The sequence below is a fragment of the Curvibacter soli genome (assembly GCF_029211125.1).
Classification (GTDB): Bacteria; Pseudomonadota; Gammaproteobacteria; order Burkholderiales; family Burkholderiaceae_C; genus Curvibacter_A; species Curvibacter_A soli.
In genome coordinates this window covers 24,781-48,012 of sequence record NZ_JARGEN010000014.1, presented here as the reverse complement: position 1 = coordinate 48,012, position 23,232 = coordinate 24,781, and the positions used below count along the sequence as shown (strand labels likewise).

Here is a 23,232-nt window from a genome sequence, read left to right as displayed (position 1 = left end):
AGTTAGTCTTTAGCGCGCAGCGCCATCAGGGCGCCGAACGCCACCAGCCCAAGAGTCCCTGAGAGCCACAGCGCTCCCACTCCCCACCGGTCTAGGCACACCCCAAAGAGCCAAGGTGCGAGGGCCTGGGCTATCCGCGCCGGGACCATGAGCAACCCCTGCCGCGCGCCGTATCCCTGCGGCCCGAACAGAACCAGCGGCAGCGTGCCCTTCGCAATCGTCAGGATGCCGTTGCCGGCACCGTGGAAGATCACGAAGACAGCCGCGAGCGGCGCACCGGCGAATGCCATCAGCGCGGCTCCAATCGGGTGCATCAGTGTCGCCAGCCTGGCCGAAAGCAGGGGATGGACCTTGCGCAGCAGACCAAACTCCAAGATCCGCGCGCCGACCTGCGCTGGCCCGACCAGGGCGCCGAAGGCGACCGCTGCCGCCAGCGTCGCGCCACCGGCCATCAGCAGCCTAGGCAGATGCGCCGCCATCGCGGTGCTGATGAACCAGGTGATGGCGAATAAGACCGACAGCAGCACGGAGGCCTGAAGTGGGCTGCTCGCTGTCGATGCTGAGGTTGCCACTTCGACTGCTGGCTCAGGGTCGTCAGCGACGGCTGCTGCTTTCGGGAGCAACGCGTTAAGTGGGAGCCCGAGACACACGTGAAGCGCAGCCCAGCCCAAGCTGGCGCCGCGCCATCCATACTGGCCCTCCAGCAGTGTCGAGAGCGGCCAGCCGACCGTGCTGGCAAAGCCTGCAAACAAGGTGATGCCTGTGATCGCGCTGCGCGAGTCCCGCCCGTACAGCCGCACCAAGCCGGCGAAGGCCGCCTCGTAGAGCCCGCTGCCCATTCCAACCCCCAACACAGCCCAGGCTACCAGCAGCCCGACCACGCTGTGCGCCATGCCCAGCAGCAGCAAGCCGGCAGCGAACACCAGGTTCGTTGCCATCAATACCGGCCGACCGCCCCATCGGTCGATGCAGCGGCCAGCGTACGGCCCAAGAAATGCGGAAATCACCAAGGCAAAGGAGAACGCGGCGAACACCGTCGGCGTCTCGATGCCGAGATCCTTGGCCATCGGCGCCGCCAGCATCGCCGGCAGGTAGTACGACGATGCCCAGGCCAGCGTCTGCGTGATGCCCAAGGCAACAACGACGGCAGAGCGGCTGGACAGAGGCATCAGATCGATCGCTGGTTGACCCGGTTGGACAGTTGCTCGGCACTTTCCTTCCGCTCGCTGTAGCGGTCCACCAGGTAGGCGGCCGAATCGCGGGTGAGCAAGGTGAATTTCACCAGTTCTTCCATCACGTCGACCACCCGCTCGTAATACGAAGATGGCTTCATGCGGCCCGCATCGTCGAACTCCAGGAAGGCCTTCGCGACGGAGGACTGGTTCGGGATCGTGATCATGCGCATCCAACGCCCAAGCACCCGGAGCTGGTTCACGGCATTGAAGGACTGCGAGCCGCCCGAAACCTCCATCACCGCGAGCGTTTTCCCCTGCGTAGGCCGCACCGCGCCGATGGCCAGCGGGATCCAGTCGATCTGCGCCTTCATGATGCCGGTCATGGCCCCGTGGCGCTCGGGCGAGGTCCAGACCATGCCCTCGGACCATTGCGCCAGGTCGCGCAGTTCCTGCACCTTCGGGTGATCGCCAGACGCGTCGTCGGGCATGGGCAGGCCGCGCGGGTCGAAGATCCGCGGCTCCGCGCCCAGGGCCTGCAGCAGGTGGGCGGCTTCTTCCGTCAGCAGCCGGCTGTACGAGCGCTCGCGCAGTGAGCCGTAGAGCAGCAGGATGCGCGGCGGATGGAAGGCGCGCTCGGCCGGGTGCAGCCGATGCAGATCTGCCGTGTGGAAGAGCGCCGCGTCGATGTTGGGAAGCTCAGGACTTGTCGACACGCTGCCCCTTCGCGTCGACTACGGCTTCGCCGTCTTCCTTGGCGAACGCGCCCCGCTGCGGCTGCGGCTGCGGCAGGAGGTCGAGCACCGCCTCCGACGGCCGGCACAGCCGCGTGCCGAGGGGCGTGACCACGATGGGCCGGTTGATCAGGATCGGGTGCTGCAGCATGAAGTCGATGAGCTGCGCATCGGTCCACTTAGGGTCACTCAGGCCGAGCTCGTCATAGGGTGTGCCCTTCTGACGCAGCACGTCGCGCACCGGCACGCCCATCGCGGCGATCAGTCGTTCCAGCGTGGCACGGTCGGGCGGGGTCTTGAGGTACTCTATGACCTCCGGCTCCTCGCCGGAGTTGCGGATCAGCGCGAGCACGTTGCGGGAGGTTCCGCAGTCGGGGTTGTGATAGATCGTGATGTCGGTCATGAGAGAAAAACGAAGTGGTTGCGCTCAGCCCAGGCGGATCGCCAGTGCCGCCAGGGTCACAAAAAGCACCGGCACGGTCAGCACGATGCCGACTTTGAAGTAGTAGCCCCAGGTGATGGTGGTGCCTTTCTTGGCCAGCACGTGCAGCCAGAGCAGGGTTGCCAGGCTGCCGATGGGCGTGATCTTCGGGCCGAGGTCGCAGCCGATGACATTGGCGTAGATCATGGCCTCCTTCACCACGCCCGTGGCGGAGGAGGCATCGATCGACAGCGCACCAATGAGCACCGTCGGCATGTTGTTCATCACCGAGGACAGCAGCGCCGTGAGAAAGCCCGTGCCCATGGCTGCGCCCCAGACGCCGCTTTGCGCAAAGTAGTTCAGCAGGCTTGCGATCTGGTCCGTCAAACCTGCATTGCGCAGCCCGTAGACCACCAGGTACATGCCCAGCGAGAAGATCACGATCTGCCAGGGGGCGCCACGCAGCACCTTGCGCGTGCTGATCACATGACCTCGCGCTGCGATCGCCAGCAGCAGCACTGCGCCCACGGCTGCGACGGCGCTCACCGGCACGCCTAGCGGTTCCAAGCCGAAGAAGCCGACTAACAAGAGGACGAGCACGACCCAACCTGCCCGGAAGGTCGCCCGGTCCTTGATGGCCGCCGACGGTGCCTTCAGCTGTGCCAGGTCATAGCTCGCCGGGATGCCACGCCGGAAATAGAGCATCAACACGACCAGGCTGGCGAGCACGGAGGCCAGGTTGACCGGAACCATCACAGCGGCGTAGTCATCGAAGCCGATCTTGAAGAAATCAGCCGAGACGATGTTCACCAGGTTCGACACGATCAGCGGCAGGCTGGCGGTGTCGGCGATGAAGCCCGCCGCCATGACGAAGGCTAGCGTCGCGGCTGATGTGAAGCCCAGGGCGATGAGCATGGCCATGACGATCGGCGTCAAGATCAGCGCGGCGCCGTCGTTGGCGAACAGGGCCGACACCGCCGCACCAAGCAACACGATGAAGGCGAAGAGCAGCCGTCCGCGCCCGCCGCCCCAGCGCGCGACGTGCAGCGCTGCCCATTCGAAAAAGCCGGCCTCGTCGAGCAGCAGGCTGATGATGATCACGGCCACGAAGGTGGCGGTGGCGTTCCAGACGATGCCCCAGACGACTGCGATGTCGCCGAGGTGAACAACCCCTAGGACCAGGGCGATCACGGCGCCGAGCGATGCGCTCCAGCCGATGCCCAGACCTCGCGGCTGCCAGATGACCAGGACGAGCGTGAAGACGAAAATGAGGATGGCGGCCAGCATGTGAGCTTCTTGTTGGGATCGGGAAAAGAGAGAGCTGAGCGCCCTCCCCAGGCTCAAAGGGCGTCGAGAGCGGCCCGCAGTTGCGCGTCGTTCAACGAGTCAAAAGGCACTTGCGCGAGCTGGCGCATGCGCTCACCGATCGCCTGCCGCGTGGCTTCGAAGGCCGCGCGTTTCTCAGCGGCGTTTGCACCGGCGTTGGATGGGTCGGGGTAGCCCCAGTGGATCTTGACCGGCGCGCCAGGCCAGTAGGGGCAGGCCTCTTGGGCAGCGCTGTCGCAGACGGTGATGACCACGCGCATCTGCGGCGCGTCCGGCTCTGTGAACTCGTCCCAGCTTTTGCTGCGATAGCTCGATGTGTCGATGTCCGCCGCCTGCAGGACCTCGACGGCCATCGGGTTGATGCGCCCGCTTGGCGCACTGCCGGCGCTGAAGGCCTGCACGTCCACCCCGAGCTGCTTTGCCCAGTGGTTCAACATGCCCTCGGAGAGCACGCTGCGCGCCGAGTTGTGGGTGCAGAGGATCAGGATCTTCGTCGTCACTGCCGGGTCCCGATGTTGCGCATCTCATGCTGGATGGCCATGCGCTCCAGCTTGTCCATCGGCAGGGACAGCATGAACTCGATGCGGCGCTTGAGCGTCACCGCGGTGTCCATGAAGGCACGCCTTTTTTCCTCAGCGGTGCCTTCCACGGCCGCCGGGTCCGGCAGACCCCAATGCGCGGTGATCGGCTGGCCCGGCCACACCGGGCACATCTCGCCTGCGGCCTGGTCGCAGACGGTGATCACGAAATCCATCGGCGCCGCGCCGTCCTTGGCGAACTCGCCCCAGCTCTTGCTGCTGTAGCCGCGGTCCTCGATGTGAAGCGTGCGCAGCGTTTCCAGGGCGAAGGGATTCACAGCGCCCTTCGGATGGCTGCCTGCGGAGAAGGCCTTGAAACGGCTGCTGCCAAGCTGGTTGAGCAGGCCTTCGGCAATGATGGAGCGAGCCGAGTTGCCAGTGCAGATGAACAGCACGTTGTGGAGAGGGGCAGTCATGATGGTCAGTGGTTGGAAAATCGTCAACGCCTGGAGATCTAGGGACGATCCGATCAGGGCGAACAAACCAGCGAGCCATTTGAGACAGCGCAAGCCTCTCCTTGGCAGCAGTTTTCAGTGAGGTAGCCGAGCAGCGCATTCATCTGATCGAAGGCGGCGCGGTAGATGAGGTGGCGACCCTGACGCTCCTGGGTCACAAGACCAGCGTGCGTCAGCTCTTTGAGGTGAAACGACAGGCTCGTAGCCGGTACACCGATCGCTTCGACGAGGTCACTGGGCGTCAACCCCTCTTGGCCTGCCACGACTAGACAGCGAAAAACCTGCAGCCGTACAGGCTGAGCCAGGGCAGCAAGCGAGCGGACGACAGCATTAGATTCCATGATTCGATCATAGTTGAACAATTGCATTGTTTATGAAGGTTTGATGTCATCGCTCCCACACGCGGAAAATGAGGTGGCGGATCAGCACTGCCCGGTTGGGTCGCCTCCGCGGTGACGCTGGGCCCCTCTGAAGCACTATGGGCGCGCCAGGGCCTCAATCAAAGGGCACCTTACCTCGCGCTCCGAGTTCGCGCATTGGGAAACCAGTTGCTGAAGCGCAGACTCAAGAGCCTGCAGCGTTTGGATGCGCTCTCGCACGTCTGCAAGCTTGTGTTCCCCGATTTCCTTTGCTGAGGAGCAGGCCTGACCGTCGTCCAGCGACAACAACGCTTGCACATCTTCAAGTGAAAAGCCAAGGGATTGCGATCGCTTGATGAAGCGCAGCCGGATAAAAGCGTCGAGCGGGTAACGCCCAATGCCACCAGACGGACGTTCGGGCTGTGGCAGCAGTTTGCGCCGCTGGTAGTACCTGATCGTCTCGACGTTAACCCCTGCCAACTTAGCAAGCTGGCCAATTGTCATTGATTCCATAGTTGGCTTGACTCCGTACTCAGGTACGTACCTAGACTACCTCAGATGCCTGATCAAGCCAACTCCGGGAAGACACGCTGGACTACTGCTGGCTCGGTCGTTGCAGTTGTTGCAGCTGCGATCGGCGCATCGGCCTGCTGCGCCGGCCCACTCGTGCTCGTCATGCTGGGGGTCGGGGGCGCATGGGGCTCTCGTCTCATCGCTTTGGAGCCTCTTCAGCCTTACTTCACTGCGTTGGCGCTGGTCTTTTTCAGCTTTGCTTTCTACCGGCTGTACCGGCGCCAGGAAGCGTGCTCGCCGGAAGGAATCTGCGGTCTGCCCGTCGTTCGTCGTCGCCAGCGAGCAATCTTTTGGATCGTCTCGGTGTTCTCGGCGGCGCTGATGGCATTTCCTGTGTATGCCCCGCTTTTCTACTGAGGACACTTTATGAAGTCATTTGCAATTATCTTCGCAGTGGCGGTGGTCGCGTCAGCCGCGTTCGCGGGTGGGACCAGCACCGTCACGCTTGACGTTTCAAACATGACTTGCGCCGCTTGCCCGATCACAGTTCGCAAGGCTCTCGAGAAAGTGCCCGGCGTCGACTCAGCCAAGATTGATGTCAAAGCGCATCGTGCCATCGTTGCTTTTGATCCTGCGAAAACAACGCCTCAGCTGCTGACCAAAGCTACTGCCGCTGCCGGCTTCCCGTCGACGGTGCAGCAGGTGCAATGACATGAGCAGCGTGGTTCTCCAATCGACCCTTTCCTGCCCAGAGTGTGGCCACGCCAAGGAAGAGACGATGTCGACCGACTCGTGCCAGTGGTTCTACGAGTGCCAAAAGTGCAAGACCGTGTTGCGGCCCTTGCCGGGCGACTGCTGCGTGTTCTGTTCCTACGGCACACGAACGTGCCCACCGATCCAGGACGCGACCACTTGCTGCTCGCGCTGAAGGCTTTCCCTCGCAAAATCACGACCTTCAAGCAAGGACCCCGAACTGCAAGAAGCTTCCTACCGGAACACAGCGATCGGCGGCTGCCACTGTCAAGCGAAGATCATTGGTGTAAACATGGGGGTCGTGTTTGACGCAACCAGCCGGTGCACAGCGTCACATTGTGGATGACTTCAAAAGGCGAAACTGCGCCCGAGGCGTTCACCTGACTCGATCAAGCTACAGCAACGTTGGCGGGAGCGCTTTTGTTCAACCGTCGGGGTAATCGCGACCGCAGGTTGGGCAGCAGCGGCAGTGGGCGAGGTCGGAAACTCATTAGGATGACGTTCGCCATGTGGAAAACCATCCCATGGACACCGGTGAAGTGCTCAAGTCTGCTGGAAAGCTCGAGCACGTGACCCGTAGAGGCGGTCATGGCAAGCCTTGAACGCTCGGGCGGCTCCACGGCTTTATTTCGCCTCTACGCCAGACGGAAGTCGGGTTTGCGCGATCCTGCTGCAAGGACTGTTCCTGGGTTGAATTCATCGCTTCAAACGGTCGACACCGCATGCGCCGGATCCAGAACAGGACCAACCGTCAGCGCATCTCAATCTCCGAGCCTGCTCGAACGCAGACGCAGAGAATTTGCAATGACGCTGACAGACGAAAGCGCCATCGCGGCAGCGGCAACGACCGGAGAAAGCAGGATGCCAAAGAACGGGTACAGCAAGCCGGCCGCGATCGGAATTCCGAGCACGTTGTAGCCGAAGGCGAACCAGAGATTCAGGCGGATGTTGCTCATGGTGGCCTGCGACAACTGACGCGCCTTCACGATGCCCATCAGATCGCCCTGCAGCAGGGTGATGCCCGAACTTTCCATGGCAACGTCTGTTCCCGTCCCCATGGCGATGCCGACATCGGCGGCCGCCAGCGCCGGTGCATCGTTCACGCCGTCGCCGGCCATGGCAACAACGCGCCCCTCGCTTTTGAGGCGTTGCACTACCGAAGCCTTGTCCTCCGGCAATACCTCAGCAACAACCTCGTCAATCCCAAGCTCGCGGGCTACTGCTTGCGCCGTCGTCTTGCCGTCGCCCGTCAGCATGACCACGCGTATGTTGCTCTTGCGAAGGCTGGCAATGGCTTGGGCTGTGCTTGTCTTGATGGGATCAGCGATGCCGACGAACCCCGCAAGTCGACCGCCGATGCCGACGAAGATGACCGTCGCAGCCTTGGCCCGGATGGGTTCGGCCTCTTGGTCGGCGGCTCCGACATCGATGGCGTGCTCAGCCAAAAACTTGGCGCTGCCGCAAACCACCTGCACGCCGTCCACCGAACCGATCACCCCCTTGCCAACCGGCGAATCGAAATCGGTGACGGGTGACAAGGTGAGCTTGAGCTCCAACGCGTCCGCCACGATCGCCGCCGCAAGGGGATGCTCACTTGCGCGTTCGACGCTCGCGAGCTTCTGCAGCACGTCGTCGGCCTCGAAGCCGTTCAAAGGCTGCACTTTCACGACCTTGGGGCGACCCTCGGTCAAGGTCCCGGTCTTGTCAACCACCAAGGTGTCGACCTTCTCCATGCGCTCCAGCGCCTCTGCATCGCGGATCAGAACGCCGCTTTGCGCGCCGCGTCCCACCCCGACCATGATGGACATCGGCGTAGCGAGGCCCAGGGCGCAGGGGCACGCGATGATCAGCACAGCCACCGCGGCGATCAACGCATACGAGAACGCCGGGCTCGGCCCCCAAACGAACCAGGCCGCGAAGGTGAGCAGGGCGACGGCGATCACCACAGGAACGAACCACCCCGCCACTTGGTCGGCCATGCGCTGGATGGGGGCGCGGCTGCGCTGCGCAGCCGCCACCATGTGGACGATCTGCGAGAGCAGTGTGTCCGCTCCCACCTTCTCCGCACGCATCACGAAACCGCCGGTCTGGTTCAGCGTGCCGGCAGTGACCTGGGAGTCGATGGCTTTGGCAACGGGCACCGGCTCGCCTGTCACCATGGACTCGTCGACGTTGCCCTTCCCCTCGACGAGCTTGCCGTCGACAGGGACCTTTTCGCCGGGCCGCACCCGCAGCAGATCGCCCACTTGAATGGCCTCGACCTCCACTGTCTCATCCGTTTTGCCAGAACCTACTTTCACGGCCGTCTTTGGAGCTAGCCCAAGGAGTGCCTTGATGGCGCCCGAGGTTTTTTCCCTGGCCCGCAGTTCGAGCACTTGGCCGAGCAGGACAAGCACCGTGATCACGGCGGCTGCTTCGAAGTAGACCGCCACCGCGCCTTCTGGTCCGCGAAACTCCGATGGGAAAACGCCCGGAGCGACGGTGCCGACGATGCTGTAGAGCCAACCGATGCCCGTCCCCAGGGCGATCAACGAGAACATGTTGAGGCTTCGGTTTTTCACCGAGGCCGCAGCGCGTACAAAGAATGGCCAGCCGCTCCACAACACCACCGGTGTCGCCAAGACCAGCTGAATCCAATTGGACAGCTGCGGCGCGATGAACGCATGCAGGTTCACCAGGTGTGCACCCATCTCCAGGATGAACACAGGCACCGCGAGGGCCAGTCCCACCCAGAAACGCTTGGTCATGTCGCGCAGCTCGGGGCTTTCTCCGGTCTCGGTGCTTGCCACAACCGGCTCCAATGCCATTCCGCAGATCGGGCAACTGCCCGGGCCCATCTGGCGAACCTGGGGATGCATGGGGCAGGTGTACTCGACCTTCCCATGATCCGCTGCAGGGAGACTTCGCCCTGCGGCAGCACTGTGCGTCATGTGACCGTGGTGGCCTGCGTGATCGACAGCACGCAGCGCAACGTCCTCATGGACTGCGTGGTCGTGACTCGGTTTGTTGCTGGACTGCATGACGATTTCCTCTTTTGAGGCAAGTCTCGACCTTCTCATCGTGAGAAGGTCAAGACGCACGCGACGTTCGCGGCGTGGGAGGGAGCGCCGAGAGGGCGCTGAGGGGGACGGCCCGTGAAGGGCAGCCAGGCTACTTCTTCATCGCTTCGCCAGAGTGGCCGTGCTTGGCCAAGAATTTGTCGAGTTCGGCGATCTCCTTTTTCTGCGCCTTGATGACGTTCGTAGCCATCTTGCGCATCTGGGGGTCCTTGCCCGCCTGCAGCTCAGCCTGGGCCATGTCGATGGCGCCTTGGTGGTGCATCCGCATCATCATCGCGAAGTCGACATCCTGATCGCCGCTCATGCGCATGGAGGACATCTTCTCGTTCATGTCCTTCATCATGGTTTTCATGTCCATGCCGGAGTGCATGCCAGATCCCATTCCGGAAGCCGCGGGGGCGCGCGCCGAATCGTGTCCATGCGGTGCAGCCGGTTGCGCAAAAGCGACTGGTTGAAGCAGAGCGCCGCCGAGGGCGAGCACTGCGAGGGGAAATCTCAGAAAAGACGCGGTCATGGAAGCTCCTTGAGTGTTGATAAAAGCGGTCAGGGATGGTGGTCCGCTTGCTAAGCCATTTCGAGGCAAGCCTCAGCGCATCGATAGCAGGCCGCTGCGCAGTCCTTACAGTGCTGCGCTTCGTGCTTCGCACACTCGTCTCCGCAGGCCTTGCAGATCTCAGCGCAGAGGCGACAGATAGCGGCGGCATGCGCGCTATCGCGTGCCATGGCAGCAGCGGCGAGCTGACAAACGGCCGCGCAGTCCATGTCGGATGCAATGCACCCTGCCATCATCTTGACGTCGTCTTCGGCGAGGCAGGATGAGGCACAGTGGTTGCATGCAGTCGCGCAAGCGTTGCAGGCATCGATGCAGTCGGCGTACTTTTCATGTGACATGGCAGTCTCCTGGGTAATAAGCCGGCGAACCGGCGATGTGGGAAGGCCCGCCTTCTATGGCGGCCCTTCTCGGGCTTGGCAGGCACGCTGAGCAAGCTTCAGCGTGCGACTTCCAACTTCGTGACGGTGAATTTCCCGTCGAGCTTCTCTGCGACGAAGCGAACCTTGTCGCCAGGTTGAACCGTCTCCACCAGTGCTGGGTCCTGCACCTGGAACACCATGGTCATGCCGGGCATGTCGAGGCTCTTCAGCGGGCCGTGTTTGATCGTGAGCTTCTTGTTTTCCTTGTCTACCTTGCGCACCTCACCGTCGGTCATCTCGCCGGCGGTGGCTGCGGACGTGGTGGCGTCGGTCGCCGATTGCGCACCGGAAATACCAGCGAAGGAGAACGTGAGGGCAGCCACGGAAGCTGCGATTGCTAGACGGAGTTGTTTCATGAGGGTCTTTCGTTTGTAGGCGTGGGCCGTCTGGAACACGGTCAGGTGCCCCGACGGTTGGTTGACGTCTTACTTGGCAGTGGCCTTGGAAGCGGACTTGGCGACGTTGACCGCGCCCTTCATGCCGGCGTCGTAGTGACCTGGCTGCAGGCATGCGAAGTCGATCTTGCCGGCCTTGGTGAACTGCCAAACAACTTCCCCGCTCTTGCCGGGCGCGAGCGTGACCATGTTCGGGTCGTCGTGCTCCATCTCAGGGTTCTTCATCATGAGCTGGTAGTGCTCCTTGAGTTCTTTCTCGGTACCGAGGACGAGCTCATGCTTGATTTTTCCCGAGTTGGTGATGAGAAAGCGCACCGTCTCGTTTTGCTTGACGTCGATGCTCGCGGGAGTGAAGCGCATCGAGTCGGTCATGTCCACCTTGACGGTGCGGGTTGCCTTGGCAGCCACTCCAGGCTTGCCGATGGCATCGTTGGCGTCGTGACCGCCGGCGTGACTGCCCGCAGCAAAAGCGCCGACAGCGGCAAGGGCGGTGATCGCAGCGACTGCTGCACAGCGAATGGTCTGAATCTTCATGTGATTTCCTCTGTTGAAAAAAGACGTGGGATCAATGGCCCGCATGGCCTTTGGCTGCTGGTTTACGGACTTGCACTTCGATGTTTTTGGCCGGCATGTTCTGCGCAGGCATCGCGGCTGAGCCCGCGTCGCGTGCGCGGGGCGGCTCAGCAGAGGTACCGTTGAATTCGTAGGCAACGGTCCCTTGTGGGTGCTTGAACCACCCTGGGTTTGAGTAGTCGCCGCGCTTCTGGTCCTTGCGCACCTTCAGCACGCTGAACATGCCGCCCATCTCGACAGAGCCGAAGGGTCCCTCGCCGGACATCATTCGCGCCGTGTTGTCGGGCAGCGGCATCTCCATCTCACCCATGTCCGCCATGCCGCGCTCGCCCATCACCATGTAGTCGGGCACGAGCTTGGTGACCTGCTTGACGACGTCCTTGTGGTCGACGCCGATCATGGTGGGCACGTCGTGGCCCATGGCGTTCATCGTGTGGTGGCTCTTGTGGCAATGGAATGCCCAGTCGCCTTCCTCGTCCGCGAGGAATTCGATCTGCCGCATCTGCCCGACCGCCACATCGGTGGTCACCTCGTACTGCCTGGAGGTCTTCGGCGTCGGGCCGCCGTCGGTGCCGGTAACGAGGAATTCATGCCCATGCAGATGCATCGGATGGTTCGTCATCGTGAGGTTGCCGAAACGGATCCGGACCTTGTCGTTCTGCCGAACGTTGAGCGAGTCGATGCCCGGGAAGATCCGGCTGTTCCAGGACCAAAGGTTGAAGTCCAACATCGTCATGATCTTGGGCGTCGCACTGCCTGGCTCCACGTCGTAGGCATTCAGCAGGAACACAAAATCGCGATCGACTTTTTCGATCAGCGGATGCTCGGCTTTGGGGTGCGTGACCCAGAAACCCATCATGCCCATCGCCATCTGCACCATCTCGTCGGCGTGGGGGTGGTACATGAAGGTGCCGGGCCGGCGCGCGACAAACTCGTAGACGAATGTCTTGCCTGGTTGAATGCCCGGCTGGTTCAAACCGGTAACGCCGTCCATGCCGTTGGGCAGGCGTTGTCCATGCCAGTGGATGCTGGTGTGCTCGGGCAGCTTGTTGGTGACAAAGATGCGCACCCGGTCGCCTTCGACCACCTCGATGGTCGGGCCGGGCGATTGGCCGTTGTAGCCCCAGAGGTTGGCCTTGAAGCCGGGCGCCATCTCGCGCACCACCGGCTCGGCGACCAGGTGAAATTCCTTCACGCCATTGTTCATGCGCCAGGGCAGCGTCCAGCCATTGAGCGTGACGACAGGGTTGTAGGGGCGGCCTGTTGAAGGCGCCAGTGGAGGCATGGTGTCAGGCTTTCCCTGGAAGATCGGTTCAGGCAGGGCAGCCATCGCTACCTTGCTCACCGTAGCGGCGGCGATGGCACCCGTGATGGCCCCTGCACCGCTCAAAAAGTTGCGTCTGTTGTTCATGTGTAGCTTTTGAAGATTGCTCAATGGGCCGGTGCGGCGGCCGCTTGGGAGCTGGCGCCACCGGCAGCCGGGGAGGCCATGGCAGAGGGTTTGCCGATCACAGAGGCGGCGAGCGCCGCGTCCGCCAACCAAAACTGCTGCTGGGCGTTGATCGCGTTGGTCACGCTCGAGATCTGATCGCGTGCCTCGGCCAAGAGCTCGAAGACGCCGATCAGCATCCCGTTGTAGCGAAGGACGTTCTCGTCGGCCATCGCTTGGCGCAGTGGGACGATTTCGTCGCGGTAGTGGCGTGCGATGTCGTAAGTCGTGCGATACGCCGAGTAGTCCTGGCGCAGCTGAGATGTCGCACCGCGGACGGCAGCGTCATAACGGTTGGCGGCCACCAGAGATTGAGCGTTCAGTGCGTCGCGCTGGGCGGAGCCCCAGTTGAAAAGGGGCAGCCGAATGTCCAGCTCGAACCCTCGCCCGGTGCTGCGCGTCCCCTCTTGGTTGTCGAAGACGGTGTCACGCCGGATGCCAGCTTCCACGTCGACGAACGTGGAGAGTTGGTTGATGCCTTGCGACCTACCCGCCACCTCCAGCTGCGCGCGTGCCTGCTGCACGTCCAGGCGTTGTGCACCTGCCGTGCTGGCGACGTCCTGGGCTGGGCGGGGCGCCTTGGGCAAATCGGGAAGGCGTTCTGGCAGCTGCAGCTTCGAAGCCTGGCTGTCATCCAGCCCCAGAGCGCGGACCAGTTCCTCCCGAGCCGAAGTGGCAGCATGACGGGCCGAGGCCAGTTGGGTCGTCGCGTCGGCATAGAACACCTGCTGGCGCGCTCGCTGCAGCTTGCTGAAGTTGCCGATCAGCTGCATCCGCCGAGCGAGTTCAGCGCTGGCCTCTGCCGACTGTTTGACTTGCTCGGCGTATTGCAGCAGCTGCTGCGCGGCGATGGCACGCACCCAGGCCGAGCGAACCTGGGTCACCTGGTCCACGACGGTGGTCGTGAGCTGGATCTGAGCCTGAACGCCCTGGCTTCGCGCAATGGACATGCGGCGCGGCAGGAGTATCAGGTCGACCACGCCGAACGACAAAAGCCGCCCGATTTCGAGCTCATCTCCAATGCGCAGGCGCTCGAAGCTGAACACCGGATTTGGAATGTTGCCCGCCTGGTTCGCGTTGGAGATCTCGGCCCAGCTCTGGGCCACCATGGCCTGCAACGCAGGGCTGTTCGCCAGGGCGAGGCGCACTGCGGCATCCTGCGTCAGCGGCTTGCCCAGAAGCTCATCGGCCACTGCAAGGCGTGCGTCGCGCTGTTCCTTGGTGCGGCTCAGCTCCAAGTTGCCACCGGTGAACTGTGCCGCGGAGCTGTTGGTCTGCTTGACGGCATCGTCGATGCCGAGGGAGGCACAGCCTGTCAGGACCGCAAGGCCGACAGCGCTGAGCGTTATACGCAGCGGGCGCGTCATGGCTTCTCTTTCGGAGCCTGCATGACATGGCCGGCGTGTGGATCTGCCGCTGAAGGCGGCTTGGTATCAGAGGGTTCGCCGCTCGCCTCTTTGGCATAAGCGCGCCATCCACCACGGCCTTTGACGGTGTCGTTGGCGGCCTTCCATGGGATGGCTTTTTCGTCAGCGAAGGCTTTGTAGCCGTCCATCGCCGAGCTGTAGGAAAGAGAACTCGGCGTGGCCGAGGGAGCGTCCACGGCGGGCGCAGTCTGCGCGCCTGCCGTGAAAGCCACGAATGTGGTCAAGCTGACCAGCCAAGCCGCCGGCGATTTTTTGAACATGGGTTCCTCGCGATGTTCATGAACGAAGTGCTGTCGACCGCCAAAAGGCGGGAGCAACAGCAGGCGATGCATGCGCGTTCAGACGCCGACAGCAAAGCTGCCGGACGGTGAACGCCTTAGACGCGAGGAGGTTTGTGAGGAACGCCGGGCGAGACGATCGCCAGCGCGTAGAGAGGCTCTACCAGGTCGGCCTGCGGAAGGCCAAAGCTTTCGATGGCAGCAACGGCCGGAGTGAGCCCCACAGCATGGCAGGGAGCGCAATTGCCACATTTGTGGCCTGCGTCGTCTTGGCCCGCATCAGCGCCATGGTCATGCGCGTCGACGTGGGCATCTGCGTGATGGCCCGCAGCCGATCCCGAGTCGCCATGATCATGGTGATTGCTTGCGGAGACCGAGACAGCTCCAATTGACATGGCCGTTCCCGGAGCGCAAACGGCCATGGCTGCCGCCGCGTAGCCTTGAAAAGGCACCGCAAACATCATGAGCCACAAAAAGATCGCGCGAAAGCTGACCATTGGCTCGATTGTACGGGGGCCGAAAAAATACTGCACGCCCGCGTGCTAAGGCGCGCGCTCCAACCGTGTGATCGTGGGTTTTCCCGCAACTATTTCCGCCTGGAACCTGACGTTGTCCCCTGCTTTGAAAGCCTTGAGCATCGTCTCGTTCGACACGTCAAATGCCATGGTCATGGGCGGCATGCCCAGATTCGGAAGGTCCTCGTGGTCGAGGACAATTTCGCCGGTGTCGTGAAGCACGCGCTCGATCACGGCGTGCGTGAGCGCGAGAGTCGACGGCAGCGCCGAGGAAACTGGCGGCTGAGGGCGTGCCGAACTCTGGGCCCACGCAGAGTTCAGAGCGGGCAACAATCCAAGCAGGATAAGTGCTCCCAACTGCAGGGCCGGATTGTGCGCGAGGATGAATGCTCGCGGATGAGGGGCGTCTTTCAAGGCGCTTTTCCTGGGTTTGGTACGCCAATCGTAGATGAACGTCGCCGATGTTCCGGCCTCCTGCGATGCAGCAGAAACCATGCGGCAGGCACGACGAGCATGCTCAGGAGCGGCGCCGTGACCATGCCACCCACCATGGGCGCGGCAATGCGCGTCATCACCTCTGAGCCGGTGCCACTCCCCCACAGGATGGGCAGCAGGCCCGCCATCACGACCGCGACGGTCATCGCCTTCGGTCGCACACGCAGCACGGCGCCTTCACGGATCGCAGCCAGCAGGGTCTCGTCTTTCATCGGCTCTCCGGCTTCGAGGCGACGCGCCAGTGCATTCTTCAGGTAGACCAGCATGACGACGCCAAACTCGGCCGCCACGCCGGCCAGGGCGATGAAGCCCACCGCGGTGGCCACGGAGATCGAATGGCCCAACGCCCAGATCAGCCAGAAGCCGCCGATGAGCGAGAACGGCACCGCCGCCATCACCAGGGCCGCATCGACGAACGACCTGAACAGCAGGTAGAGCAGCACGACGATGACCGCGAGCGTGACGGGCACGACTAGCTTCAACCGCTCGGTCGCGCGTTCCAAGTACTCGAACTGGCCGGACCACGACACGGCATAGCCCGCAGGCATCTTCACGGTCTTGCCAACCGCGGCCTGCATGTCGCTGACGGCGGAGCGCAGGTCGCGGCCCCGAACGTCGACGTAGACCCATCCCGACAGCCGCGCGTTCTCGCTGCGCAGCATCGGCGGCCCTTCTTCGATGGTGATCTTCGCCACATCACCGAGCAGCAATTGCGCCCCCCTTTCGGTCACGAAAGGCAATTGCCGCAGCCGCTCCAGCGAATCGCGGATCTCGCGCGGGTAGCGGACGTTGATCGGATAACGCTCGCGGCCCTGGATGACCTCACCGACGTTCTCGCCACCGATGGCCGTGGACACCACGGCCTGTACGTCCGCCACCGAGAGCCCGTAGCGTGCTGCTGCAAGCCGGTCGACGTCGACGTCGATGTAGCGCCCACCGGTGAGCCGCTCGGCCAGTGCAGACGACACGCCGGAAACGTTCTTGACGGCCGCCTCGATCTGCGTTGTCAGCGAATCGATCGTGGCCAAATCCGCCCCCGCCACCTTGATGCCGACCGGGCTCTTGATGCCCGTGGCCAGCATGTCGATCCGGTTGCGGATGGGTGGCACCCACACATTGGTCAGGCCCGGCACCTTGACTGCGCGGTCCAGTTCTTCGACCAGCCTGTCCGGTGTCATCCCCGCGCGCCACTGCGCCTTCGGCTTGAACTGGATCGTGGTCTCGAACATCTCGAGCGGCGCGGGGTCGGTGGCGGTGTCCGCGCGGCCTGCCTTGCCGAACACGCGCGCAACCTCCGGCACGGTCTTGATCAGGCGGTCGGTCTGTTGCAGCAGTTCGGAAGCCTTCGACACCGACAACCCGGGCAGCGCGGAAGGCATGTACAGCAGATCGCCCTCGTCGAGTGGGGGCATGAACTCGCCGCCCAGTCGCATCAACGGAACAGCCGTTAACGCCAGCATCACGGCGGCCATGGCCAGCGTTCCCCTGGGAAATCGCAGTACCAGTTCCAGCGCGGGCCGGTACACCGCCACCAGGAAGCGGTTGACGGGGTTGGAGGCTTCATGCGGGATGCGTCCCCGAATCAGGTAGCCCATGAGTACCGGGATCAGCGTCACCGACAAACCCGCCGCGGCCGCCATGGCGTAGGTCTTGGTAAACGCCAATGGCGAAAACAACCGGCCCTCCTGCGCCTCCAACGAGAAGACCGGCACGAAGGACAGCGTGATCACCAGCAGCGAGAAGAACAGCGCTGGCCCCACCTCCACGGAGGCCTCGGACACGAGCCGCCACCGCTCGGCCACTGTCGGCTGCCGGTCGTGCGCCGCCTCGAAGGCCTCAATGTGCTTGTGCACGTTCTCAACCATCACGATCGCGCCGTCCACCATCGCACCGATGGCAATCGCGATGCCGCCAAGCGACATGATGTTGGCGTTGACGCCCTGCCAGTGCATGACGACGAACGCCGCCAGCACACCGATCGGCAACGCCACTACTGCCACGAGCGCCGAGCGCAGATGGAACAGGAAGACCGCGCAAACCAGCGCGACCACGACGAATTCCTCGATGAGCTTGCCGCGAAGGTTCTCGACGGCGCGGTCGATCAGCAGCGAACGGTCGTAGGTGGGCACGATTTCCACACCCGGCGGCAGGCTGGGTTTGAGCGCTTCGAGCTTCGCCTTGACGGCCTCGACGGTCGAACGGGCGTTCTTGCCCGAGCGCATGACGATGACGCCGCCCGCCACTTCGCCTTCTCCATCCAGTTCGGCAATGCCACGGCGCATTTCGGGGCCGATCTGCACTGTGGCCACGTCGCGCAGCAGCACTGGAGTAGCACCTGTCACAGCAAGTGGGATCGTGCGGAAATCGTCCAGCGACCGTAGGTATCCGCGCGAACGCACCATGTACTCAGCCTCGGCGAACTCGACCACCGAACCGCCCGACGCTTGGTTGGCCTTCTGCAAGGCACTAATCACCGTCGCTTGCGTAACGCCAAGCGCGCGCATGCGGTCGGGATCGAGCACCACCTGGTACTGACGCACCATGCCGCCGATGCTGGCGACCTCAGCCACGTCGGGCACGGTCTTCAGCTCGAACTTGAGGAACCAGTCGTTCAGCGCGCGCAGTTGTCCGATGTCGCGCGTGCCCGTGCGGTCGACCAGAGCGTATTCGTAGACCCAGCCCACGCCCGTGGCATCAGGGCCCAGCGAGGCGTTGGCGCCCGCGGGGAGCTTGCTCTGCACCTGGTTCAGGTACTCGACCACGCGCGAGCGCGCCCAGTACGGATCGGTCTTGTCGTCGAAGAGCACGTAGACGAACGAGTCACCGAAGAAGGAATAGCCGCGCACGGTCTTGGCGCCGGGCACGCTGAGCATGGTGGTGGTCAGTGGGTAGGTGACCAGGTCTTCGACCACTTGGGGCGCTTTGCCAGGAAAAGGCGTGCGGATGATGACCTGGGTGTCCGAGAGATCGGGCAATGCGTCAAGCGGTGTCCGGACGACGGACCACCAGCCGGCCGCCACCAGAAATGCGGTTGCGATCAGCACGAGGAACCGGTTGCCGATCGACCAGCGGATCAGGGCGGCGATCATTGCTTGGCGCCTGGTTGCAGGCGCTGCACGGAAACCAGTTCGTAGTCTGTGGGGCCACCCTCCTTGAACTCAAAGCGGACCTGGTCGCCAGGCTTGATTTCCGGGAATGCGTTCGGCGATGTCTTGGCGAACCCCATCGTCATCGACGGCCATTTGAGCGTCGCGACCGGACCATGCGAGATGGTGATGCCGTCGGACGCCACGCTTTCGACCTTGCCCTCGGCCTTGTGAATCACCCCGGCCGGCGTCGAAGCTCCAGCGTTCGGCGGGGCTGCGGGCGCCGCCATGTTGCCCAGCACGGAGCGCAGCCGGGCCTCCGAGTCGATCAAAAACTGACCGCTGGCGACCACCTGATCGCCTTCGCTCAGGCCCGAAACGACTTCGGTGTCGTCGCCCTGGTCCGCGCCCAGCGACACATCGCGCGGCTCAAAGGCGCCGTCAGCCTTGCGCACAATGACGACAGCGCGCTTGCCAGTGCGGATAACCGCTTCGGACGGTACGACCAACTGGCTGCTGGCGGGACCAGCCACCTGCAGGCGCAGCAGCATGCCAGGCGTCAGCTTTCCGTTCCTGTTGTCGACCTCGAAGCGAGCCTTCAGGGTGCGGGTCGAGCTGTTGATCTCGGGAATGATCTCGTCGAGCGTCCCGGCGAAAGTCTGGGCAGCATCGGCTTGAAGGATCGCCTTGACCTTCTGGCCACGCGTGAGTCGTACCGCCTGCGCTTCCGGAATCTCGGCTACTGCCCAGACCCTTTCCAGCCCCGCGATGCGGAACAGCGTCATGCCAGGAGTGATGGCCACCCCTTCGCGCACGCCCAACTCGGCCACCACGCCATCGGACGGTGCGGAGAGGACGTAGCGCGCATGCGCGGTGCCGGACTCTTCGCTGCGCCGGATGAGTTCCGCGGGGATGGACATGGCCCGCATACGATCACGCGCGGCTGCGACGAGGTCAGGAGGGGCACCCGAACGCTTGAGGACGAGCAGTTCGTTCTGCGGTCCGAGCCAATCGGGCGCGAAGACCGTCGCCAGTGCCTGGCCCTTGCGCACGCGCTCCATCAGCGCGCGGACCGAAAGATGTTCGACATACCCGGCAACGCGCGTCTGCACGGCAACGTTGAGCCGCTCGTCGAATTGCACGGCGCCCACCGCTTCGAAGGACGCAGAGGTTTCCGCTCGCCGCGCGCTGGCGTACCGGATGCCAAGGTTTTGCTGGACCGCAGGGTTGACCGTCACGCCCCTCTCGTTGGGCGCGCCCGTCGCGCTGTCGGCGTACATGGGGACGAGTTGCATGTCCATGAACGGCGACTTGCCCGGCTTGTCGAAGCGCTGGCCCGGCACCATGGGGTCGTGCCAGTAAAGCACCTTGCGGCCATCGGGCGTCGGTGCGGCGGTCGCCGTAACCATTGAGGGGTCCGCGGGCTGGCCCGTCTTGCGGCCCAGGTAGAAGGCGCTCGTTGCCAGCAGCCCGGCCGCCAACAACGAGAGACCGATCACACGTGTTCTGTTCATTGCGCCACCTCAACAGTGAGCGGCCGAAAGGTCAATTGAACCTGGGTTCTGGCCAAGTCGCGCTGCAGCGCCAGCAGCTTGCGCTGCGCTTCGACTTCGGCATGGCGTGCCTCAAACAGTGCGATCAAGCTGCCTTGGTTGGATCGGTAACCCGCCACCGCGGCAGCCGTTCTTTGGCTGGCTGGAACGACGACGCCGGCACGGTAGCGGTCGATGCGTTGTTCGAGGCGCTCTTCGTCGTTGCGCAGCGACCGAAATTCCGCGATGGCGGCACGGGTCGCTTCGGCCAAATCGGCCTCTGCCTTCTCGACAAGAGCCAGCTTGGCCGCGGTGTCCCGGTCCTGACGTTCCCCAGGGGCAAGGGGCAGCGGAATGCTCACGCCCACAGACACCATGTCGGAATAGCCGGTGCGCTGACCATACGCGACCTCCCAGGTCCAGTTGGGCTTGCGGTTGGAGGCGGTGACGGCAGCCGTCCGCGTGGCCACTTCGACTTCGCGCTGCATCGCACCGACCGTGGGGTGCGCAGCGACGTACGCGTCTTCGGCCGGCAGCACGAAGGGGCCCGGAGGCAGCAGATCATCGGGCGGCATGCCGACCCATCGCTGGAAAGCCACTCCCGCGGCGCCCTGCTGTTGCAGGATGTCCGCCGTCTCGTCGTCCGAAACGCCTTTTGCACCGGTCAGCGCCAGCACATCCTGGCTGCTCCCCACGGCCGAAGACAGGCGTGCCCGCGATGCCTCCAGTTCTTCGTGCGCATGGTGCGCCATGAGCCGTGCGAGCTTCAGGCTTTCGCCAGCGTAGAAGGCGTCGACGTAAGCGAGCGCTGTTTGGCGACGGGTGTCTGCGGTAGCGGCTTGTGCCAGCACTGCTTCACGGCCGACCGCGGCATCGGCGGCGGCCCGCCGCGCGGCGCGCTTGTCGGCGGACAGCCATTCCTGGCTGATGCCGATGCGCTTCATGGTCATGGAGTCGCGGGCTGTGTGGAAGCGGTCGGTCCCCGTCGCTGGCAGGTTGTCGACGCCGATGCGCAACGTGGGATCGGGAAGCTGGGCAGAAGCTTGCGCGGTCTCCGTGGCGCTCAATGCGCTGGCACGAGCGGCCCGCGTGGTTTCGGACCGTTGCGCTGCGAATTGAAGCGCCGCCTCCAAGGACAGAGGGGCAGCCGTCGCGAGGTACGGAAGCAGCGCAGCTGCCGTGACGACCGCGCGCAGGAAAAGGATGGACATGAAAACTCCGCAGACGAACGAGACAATCGCTGAATGCAGACGAGCCGCTCCAGCACCGGTCAGTCAACGGAGATTTCAGACGCGAAGTCTGCGCGTGGCGAGAAAAACGGGATCGGGCGGAGGGTGCTGCCACTCAGGAACGGCCTGCTGCGGGACGGCATGGCTTTCCGACACCAACGCGACGGGCATGACCACAAGCTGCACGATGGCCGGCAGCGAAGGGGTAGTCAATTTCACCGGGTCGAAAGACAGCGACATGTCGGCGGCGTGCTGGAAGCACAACACCGGCTGCGCTGTGTCCATGCCTTCACAAGGCACGCCGGTCGCGATCATTTCCGCCATCGCATCTGTGCCAGGAACGCTTGGGCACACATAGCTTGCCAACGCCAGCTGCGAGAACAGCAGCGACACGACCACGAAGAACGAGGTCATCCAGCGGTGAAGAAGTGGGCGGCTGAACATCTTGTAGCAGTGTATCGCTTGCTTCTTTGAAGCGCGAGGCCAGAACATCCAGGTCATACGCAGACGCGCCGTCGATGTGCAAAGGTGTAGATCGGCCAGCAGTCAAAAATCTTCAGCGAGTGGATCATGTTTTCCCACGCTCCGCGGCTCTTCGTGCTTTCGATGCGCGCGCCCGCGTCGTGCCGAACCGAGCCGTCAACCGCTCGGCGTAAGGACGGTTGCGCAAACCTTGAGGGTCTGAGCGCCGACGCCACCACCGAACGATCAGGATCACAACGGCAGCGACAGCGCCCAGCGCGAGGTACATCAGGACCATCGTGAGCGAAAACTGAAGACCCGGTGTCGAACGAGGCATCAAGTCCCTATGTGATCAATCAGTGTGGATCGCCATCTGAAAGGCTTCGAGATCGTCCGCGCACCGGCTTTCAGTCGTAACCGTGGTCGCCGTCGGCTTGAGCGCAAGCCACTCGCTCCACTTGCACGGTGACATGATGAATTTCAAAATCTTTCGCCATGATCGCCGCAGCGGACTGCGTAAGGACTTCCAAGTCCCCCTCTGCGCTCACCAAGTGGACGCTCAGACTCGTTTTTCCGCTACTGATCGCCCAGACGTGCAGGTCATGAACCGACTCGACCCCCTCAAGAGACAGCAGAGCCTTCTCCACGACGGCGACGTCCACGCCCTCTGGTACACCCTCCAACAGGATGTTGATGCTTGCTCGTAAAAGGATCCAGGTGCGGGGCAACACCCAGAGTCCGATGGCGACGGCGATGACCGTGTCGATCCAGGTCCAACCGGTCAACCAGATCACGATGGCACCTACGATCACACCCAAAGAACCGAGCATGTCGCTCCAGACTTCGAGGTATGCGCCTTTGACGTTGAGGCTTCCGTCTTTGCCTGATGCCAGCAACCGCATGCTGATCATGTTCACCACCAAGCCAACAGACGCAACGACCAGCATTGGCAGGGAGTCGACCGAAGGGGGTTCGCTGAATCGCTGCCACGCTTCGTACAGGATGTATAGCGCAACACCGAAGAGCAGTAGCGCATTGAACGCTGCCGCAAGTATTTCAAAGCGGTGGTAGCCAAATGTCCGTCGCGCGTCGACGGGGCGTTTCGCGATCTGCATGGCAGCAAGCGCGATCGCAAGCGCAGCCGTATCGGTGAACATGTGCGCCGCATCGGAGATGAGGGCCAGACTTCCTGTCAGCACGCCACCAATCACCTCGGCGACCATGAACGAGGATGTCAGCGCCAGGGCGATCCATAGGGATCGTTGATGGGGCGCACCCGGCTTGCCCAAAGCGGGCGCGTGGGAATGTCCGCTTGACATAGGTGATCGGGTTTCTCTGTTGATAGCGTTGGGAGCCAGGATCAGCTTGAGCCTGGTGGTTCTGAGGGGAGACGGTAGATCGGTAGCTCG

General features: G+C 63.2%; 26 protein-coding genes. 3 read left to right on the top strand and 23 right to left on the bottom strand.

What is annotated here, in order from left to right:
* Positions 1-2: 2 nt before the first annotated feature.
* The 8 genes from PY257_RS02985 to merR all read right to left on the bottom strand — a co-directional run bounded on the left by PY257_RS02985 (position 3) and on the right by merR (position 5,558).
* The gene (locus PY257_RS02985) at positions 3-1,169 is read right to left on the bottom strand and encodes an MFS transporter (protein WP_275738605.1); all 1,167 of its coding nucleotides are present in this window, start codon (positions 1,167-1,169) and stop codon (positions 3-5) included.
* Entirely contained in the window at positions 1,169-1,888 is a 720-nt protein-coding gene (gene arsH / locus PY257_RS02980) for an arsenical resistance protein ArsH (RefSeq protein WP_275738603.1), read from the bottom strand. The genes PY257_RS02985 and arsH overlap by 1 nt, the downstream gene beginning before the upstream one ends.
* Positions 1,872-2,309, bottom strand: coding sequence for an arsenate reductase (glutaredoxin) (arsC, locus tag PY257_RS02975; RefSeq protein ID WP_275738601.1), 438 nt, complete (start codon positions 2,307-2,309; stop codon positions 1,872-1,874). The genes arsH and arsC overlap by 17 nt, the downstream gene beginning before the upstream one ends.
* 24 nt (positions 2,310-2,333) lie before the next feature.
* The gene (locus PY257_RS02970; RefSeq protein ID WP_275738599.1) at positions 2,334-3,614 is read right to left on the bottom strand and encodes an arsenic transporter; all 1,281 of its coding nucleotides are present in this window, start codon (positions 3,612-3,614) and stop codon (positions 2,334-2,336) included.
* Between the two features lie 53 nt (positions 3,615-3,667).
* Positions 3,668-4,153 (bottom strand): arsenate reductase ArsC, encoded by a 486-nt coding sequence (locus PY257_RS02965; protein WP_275738597.1) that lies wholly within the window; start codon positions 4,151-4,153, stop codon positions 3,668-3,670.
* Positions 4,150-4,650, bottom strand: coding sequence for an arsenate reductase ArsC (locus PY257_RS02960; RefSeq protein ID WP_419095648.1), 501 nt, complete (start codon positions 4,648-4,650; stop codon positions 4,150-4,152). The genes PY257_RS02965 and PY257_RS02960 overlap by 4 nt, the downstream gene beginning before the upstream one ends.
* Before the next feature lie 50 nt (positions 4,651-4,700).
* Positions 4,701-5,027, bottom strand: a complete 327-nt coding sequence (locus tag PY257_RS02955) for an ArsR/SmtB family transcription factor (RefSeq protein ID WP_275738769.1) — start codon at positions 5,025-5,027, stop codon at positions 4,701-4,703.
* Between the two features lie 135 nt (positions 5,028-5,162).
* Positions 5,163-5,558 (bottom strand): Hg(II)-responsive transcriptional regulator, encoded by a 396-nt coding sequence (merR, locus tag PY257_RS02950; RefSeq protein ID WP_275738595.1) that lies wholly within the window; start codon positions 5,556-5,558, stop codon positions 5,163-5,165.
* Between the two features lie 45 nt (positions 5,559-5,603).
* On the opposite strand from merR, the gene PY257_RS02945 reads away from it, so the two are divergent.
* From PY257_RS02945 to PY257_RS02935, 3 genes are read left to right on the top strand one after another with little or no spacing between them, the layout of a single operon-like run.
* On the top strand, positions 5,604-5,975 hold the full coding sequence (locus PY257_RS02945; RefSeq protein ID WP_275738593.1) for a mercuric transporter MerT family protein: 372 nt from the start codon (positions 5,604-5,606) through the stop codon (positions 5,973-5,975).
* Positions 5,976-5,984: 9 nt separating this feature from the next.
* On the top strand, positions 5,985-6,269 hold the full coding sequence (merP, locus tag PY257_RS02940; protein WP_275738591.1) for a mercury resistance system periplasmic binding protein MerP: 285 nt from the start codon (positions 5,985-5,987) through the stop codon (positions 6,267-6,269).
* A 1-nt stretch (position 6,270) separates the two neighbouring features.
* Positions 6,271-6,486: a GDCCVxC domain-containing (seleno)protein gene (locus tag PY257_RS02935; protein ID WP_275738590.1), complete on the top strand. Its 216-nt coding sequence runs from the start codon at positions 6,271-6,273 to the stop codon at positions 6,484-6,486.
* A 586-nt stretch (positions 6,487-7,072) separates the two neighbouring features.
* Here the strand turns inward: PY257_RS02935 and PY257_RS02930 are convergent.
* The 15 genes from PY257_RS02930 to PY257_RS02860 all read right to left on the bottom strand — a co-directional run bounded on the left by PY257_RS02930 (position 7,073) and on the right by PY257_RS02860 (position 23,142).
* Positions 7,073-9,331, bottom strand: coding sequence for a copper-transporting P-type ATPase (locus PY257_RS02930; protein ID WP_275738588.1), 2,259 nt, complete (start codon positions 9,329-9,331; stop codon positions 7,073-7,075).
* A gap of 130 nt (positions 9,332-9,461) precedes the next feature.
* On the bottom strand, positions 9,462-9,884 hold the full coding sequence (locus tag PY257_RS02925; protein WP_275738586.1) for a DUF305 domain-containing protein: 423 nt from the start codon (positions 9,882-9,884) through the stop codon (positions 9,462-9,464).
* Between the two features lie 50 nt (positions 9,885-9,934).
* Complete coding sequence (locus PY257_RS16380; protein ID WP_275738583.1) at positions 9,935-10,261, bottom strand: four-helix bundle copper-binding protein; 327 nt, start codon at positions 10,259-10,261, stop codon at positions 9,935-9,937.
* A 98-nt stretch (positions 10,262-10,359) separates the two neighbouring features.
* Complete coding sequence (locus PY257_RS02915) at positions 10,360-10,698, bottom strand: copper-binding protein (protein ID WP_275738581.1); 339 nt, start codon at positions 10,696-10,698, stop codon at positions 10,360-10,362.
* A 69-nt stretch (positions 10,699-10,767) separates the two neighbouring features.
* On the bottom strand, positions 10,768-11,271 hold the full coding sequence (locus PY257_RS02910; RefSeq protein WP_275738579.1) for a cupredoxin domain-containing protein: 504 nt from the start codon (positions 11,269-11,271) through the stop codon (positions 10,768-10,770).
* 31 nt (positions 11,272-11,302) lie between these two features.
* Positions 11,303-12,721, bottom strand: a complete 1,419-nt coding sequence (locus PY257_RS02905) for a multicopper oxidase family protein (protein WP_275738577.1) — start codon at positions 12,719-12,721, stop codon at positions 11,303-11,305.
* Positions 12,722-12,741: 20 nt separating this feature from the next.
* Positions 12,742-14,166, bottom strand: coding sequence for a TolC family protein (locus PY257_RS02900; protein ID WP_275738575.1), 1,425 nt, complete (start codon positions 14,164-14,166; stop codon positions 12,742-12,744).
* Positions 14,163-14,558, bottom strand: coding sequence for a hypothetical protein (locus tag PY257_RS02895; RefSeq protein WP_275738573.1), 396 nt, complete (start codon positions 14,556-14,558; stop codon positions 14,163-14,165). Before PY257_RS02895 ends, PY257_RS02900 begins: the two co-directional genes overlap by 4 nt.
* A 44-nt stretch (positions 14,559-14,602) precedes the next feature.
* Positions 14,603-15,001, bottom strand: coding sequence for a hypothetical protein (locus PY257_RS02890; RefSeq protein ID WP_275738571.1), 399 nt, complete (start codon positions 14,999-15,001; stop codon positions 14,603-14,605).
* Positions 15,002-15,046: 45 nt separating this feature from the next.
* Complete coding sequence (locus PY257_RS02885; protein ID WP_275738569.1) at positions 15,047-15,433, bottom strand: copper-binding protein; 387 nt, start codon at positions 15,431-15,433, stop codon at positions 15,047-15,049.
* Positions 15,430-18,603, bottom strand: a complete 3,174-nt coding sequence (locus PY257_RS02880; RefSeq protein WP_275738567.1) for an efflux RND transporter permease subunit — start codon at positions 18,601-18,603, stop codon at positions 15,430-15,432. Before PY257_RS02880 ends, PY257_RS02885 begins: the two co-directional genes overlap by 4 nt.
* A complete protein-coding gene (locus PY257_RS02875; protein WP_275738564.1) occupies positions 18,600-20,114 on the bottom strand; it encodes an efflux RND transporter periplasmic adaptor subunit in 1,515 nt (504 codons plus the stop codon). Before PY257_RS02875 ends, PY257_RS02880 begins: the two co-directional genes overlap by 4 nt.
* A complete protein-coding gene (locus tag PY257_RS02870) occupies positions 20,111-21,343 on the bottom strand; it encodes a TolC family protein (protein ID WP_275738562.1) in 1,233 nt (410 codons plus the stop codon). Before PY257_RS02870 ends, PY257_RS02875 begins: the two co-directional genes overlap by 4 nt.
* A gap of 75 nt (positions 21,344-21,418) precedes the next feature.
* Positions 21,419-21,775 carry a hypothetical protein gene (locus PY257_RS02865; protein ID WP_275738559.1) on the bottom strand — a complete coding sequence of 119 codons (357 nt, stop codon included), beginning with the start codon at positions 21,773-21,775 and terminating at the stop codon, positions 21,419-21,421.
* A 455-nt stretch (positions 21,776-22,230) separates the two neighbouring features.
* Complete coding sequence (locus PY257_RS02860; RefSeq protein WP_275738557.1) at positions 22,231-23,142, bottom strand: cation diffusion facilitator family transporter; 912 nt, start codon at positions 23,140-23,142, stop codon at positions 22,231-22,233.
* Positions 23,143-23,232: the final 90 nt, after the last annotated feature.

Bases quoted from the DNA above. Each gene is read 5' to 3' on its own strand.
- PY257_RS02860 (WP_275738557.1), bottom strand. From the start codon at position 23,142: ATGTCAAGCGGACATTCCCACGCGCCCGCTTTGGGCAAGCCGGGTGCG.
- PY257_RS16380 (WP_275738583.1), bottom strand. From the start codon at position 10,261: ATGTCACATGAAAAGTACGCCGACTGCATCGATGCCTGCAACGCTTGC.
- PY257_RS02895 (WP_275738573.1), bottom strand. From the start codon at position 14,558: ATGCATCGCCTGCTGTTGCTCCCGCCTTTTGGCGGTCGACAGCACTTC.
- PY257_RS02870 (WP_275738562.1), bottom strand. From the start codon at position 21,343: ATGTCCATCCTTTTCCTGCGCGCGGTCGTCACGGCAGCTGCGCTGCTT.
- PY257_RS02955 (WP_275738769.1), bottom strand. From the start codon at position 5,027: ATGGAATCTAATGCTGTCGTCCGCTCGCTTGCTGCCCTGGCTCAGCCT.
- merR (WP_275738595.1), bottom strand. From the start codon at position 5,558: ATGGAATCAATGACAATTGGCCAGCTTGCTAAGTTGGCAGGGGTTAAC.
- merP (WP_275738591.1), top strand. From the start codon at position 5,985: ATGAAGTCATTTGCAATTATCTTCGCAGTGGCGGTGGTCGCGTCAGCC.
- PY257_RS02970 (WP_275738599.1), bottom strand. From the start codon at position 3,614: ATGCTGGCCGCCATCCTCATTTTCGTCTTCACGCTCGTCCTGGTCATC.
- PY257_RS02985 (WP_275738605.1), bottom strand. From the start codon at position 1,169: ATGCCTCTGTCCAGCCGCTCTGCCGTCGTTGTTGCCTTGGGCATCACG.
- PY257_RS02865 (WP_275738559.1), bottom strand. From the start codon at position 21,775: ATGACCTCGTTCTTCGTGGTCGTGTCGCTGCTGTTCTCGCAGCTGGCG.
- PY257_RS02900 (WP_275738575.1), bottom strand. From the start codon at position 14,166: ATGACGCGCCCGCTGCGTATAACGCTCAGCGCTGTCGGCCTTGCGGTC.
- PY257_RS02935 (WP_275738590.1), top strand. From the start codon at position 6,271: ATGAGCAGCGTGGTTCTCCAATCGACCCTTTCCTGCCCAGAGTGTGGC.
- arsC (WP_275738601.1), bottom strand. From the start codon at position 2,309: ATGACCGACATCACGATCTATCACAACCCCGACTGCGGAACCTCCCGC.
- PY257_RS02905 (WP_275738577.1), bottom strand. From the start codon at position 12,721: ATGAACAACAGACGCAACTTTTTGAGCGGTGCAGGGGCCATCACGGGT.
- PY257_RS02915 (WP_275738581.1), bottom strand. From the start codon at position 10,698: ATGAAACAACTCCGTCTAGCAATCGCAGCTTCCGTGGCTGCCCTCACG.
- PY257_RS02910 (WP_275738579.1), bottom strand. From the start codon at position 11,271: ATGAAGATTCAGACCATTCGCTGTGCAGCAGTCGCTGCGATCACCGCC.
- PY257_RS02925 (WP_275738586.1), bottom strand. From the start codon at position 9,884: ATGACCGCGTCTTTTCTGAGATTTCCCCTCGCAGTGCTCGCCCTCGGC.
- PY257_RS02945 (WP_275738593.1), top strand. From the start codon at position 5,604: ATGCCTGATCAAGCCAACTCCGGGAAGACACGCTGGACTACTGCTGGC.
- PY257_RS02880 (WP_275738567.1), bottom strand. From the start codon at position 18,603: ATGATCGCCGCCCTGATCCGCTGGTCGATCGGCAACCGGTTCCTCGTG.
- PY257_RS02930 (WP_275738588.1), bottom strand. From the start codon at position 9,331: ATGCAGTCCAGCAACAAACCGAGTCACGACCACGCAGTCCATGAGGAC.
- PY257_RS02875 (WP_275738564.1), bottom strand. From the start codon at position 20,114: ATGAACAGAACACGTGTGATCGGTCTCTCGTTGTTGGCGGCCGGGCTG.
- PY257_RS02890 (WP_275738571.1), bottom strand. From the start codon at position 15,001: ATGGTCAGCTTTCGCGCGATCTTTTTGTGGCTCATGATGTTTGCGGTG.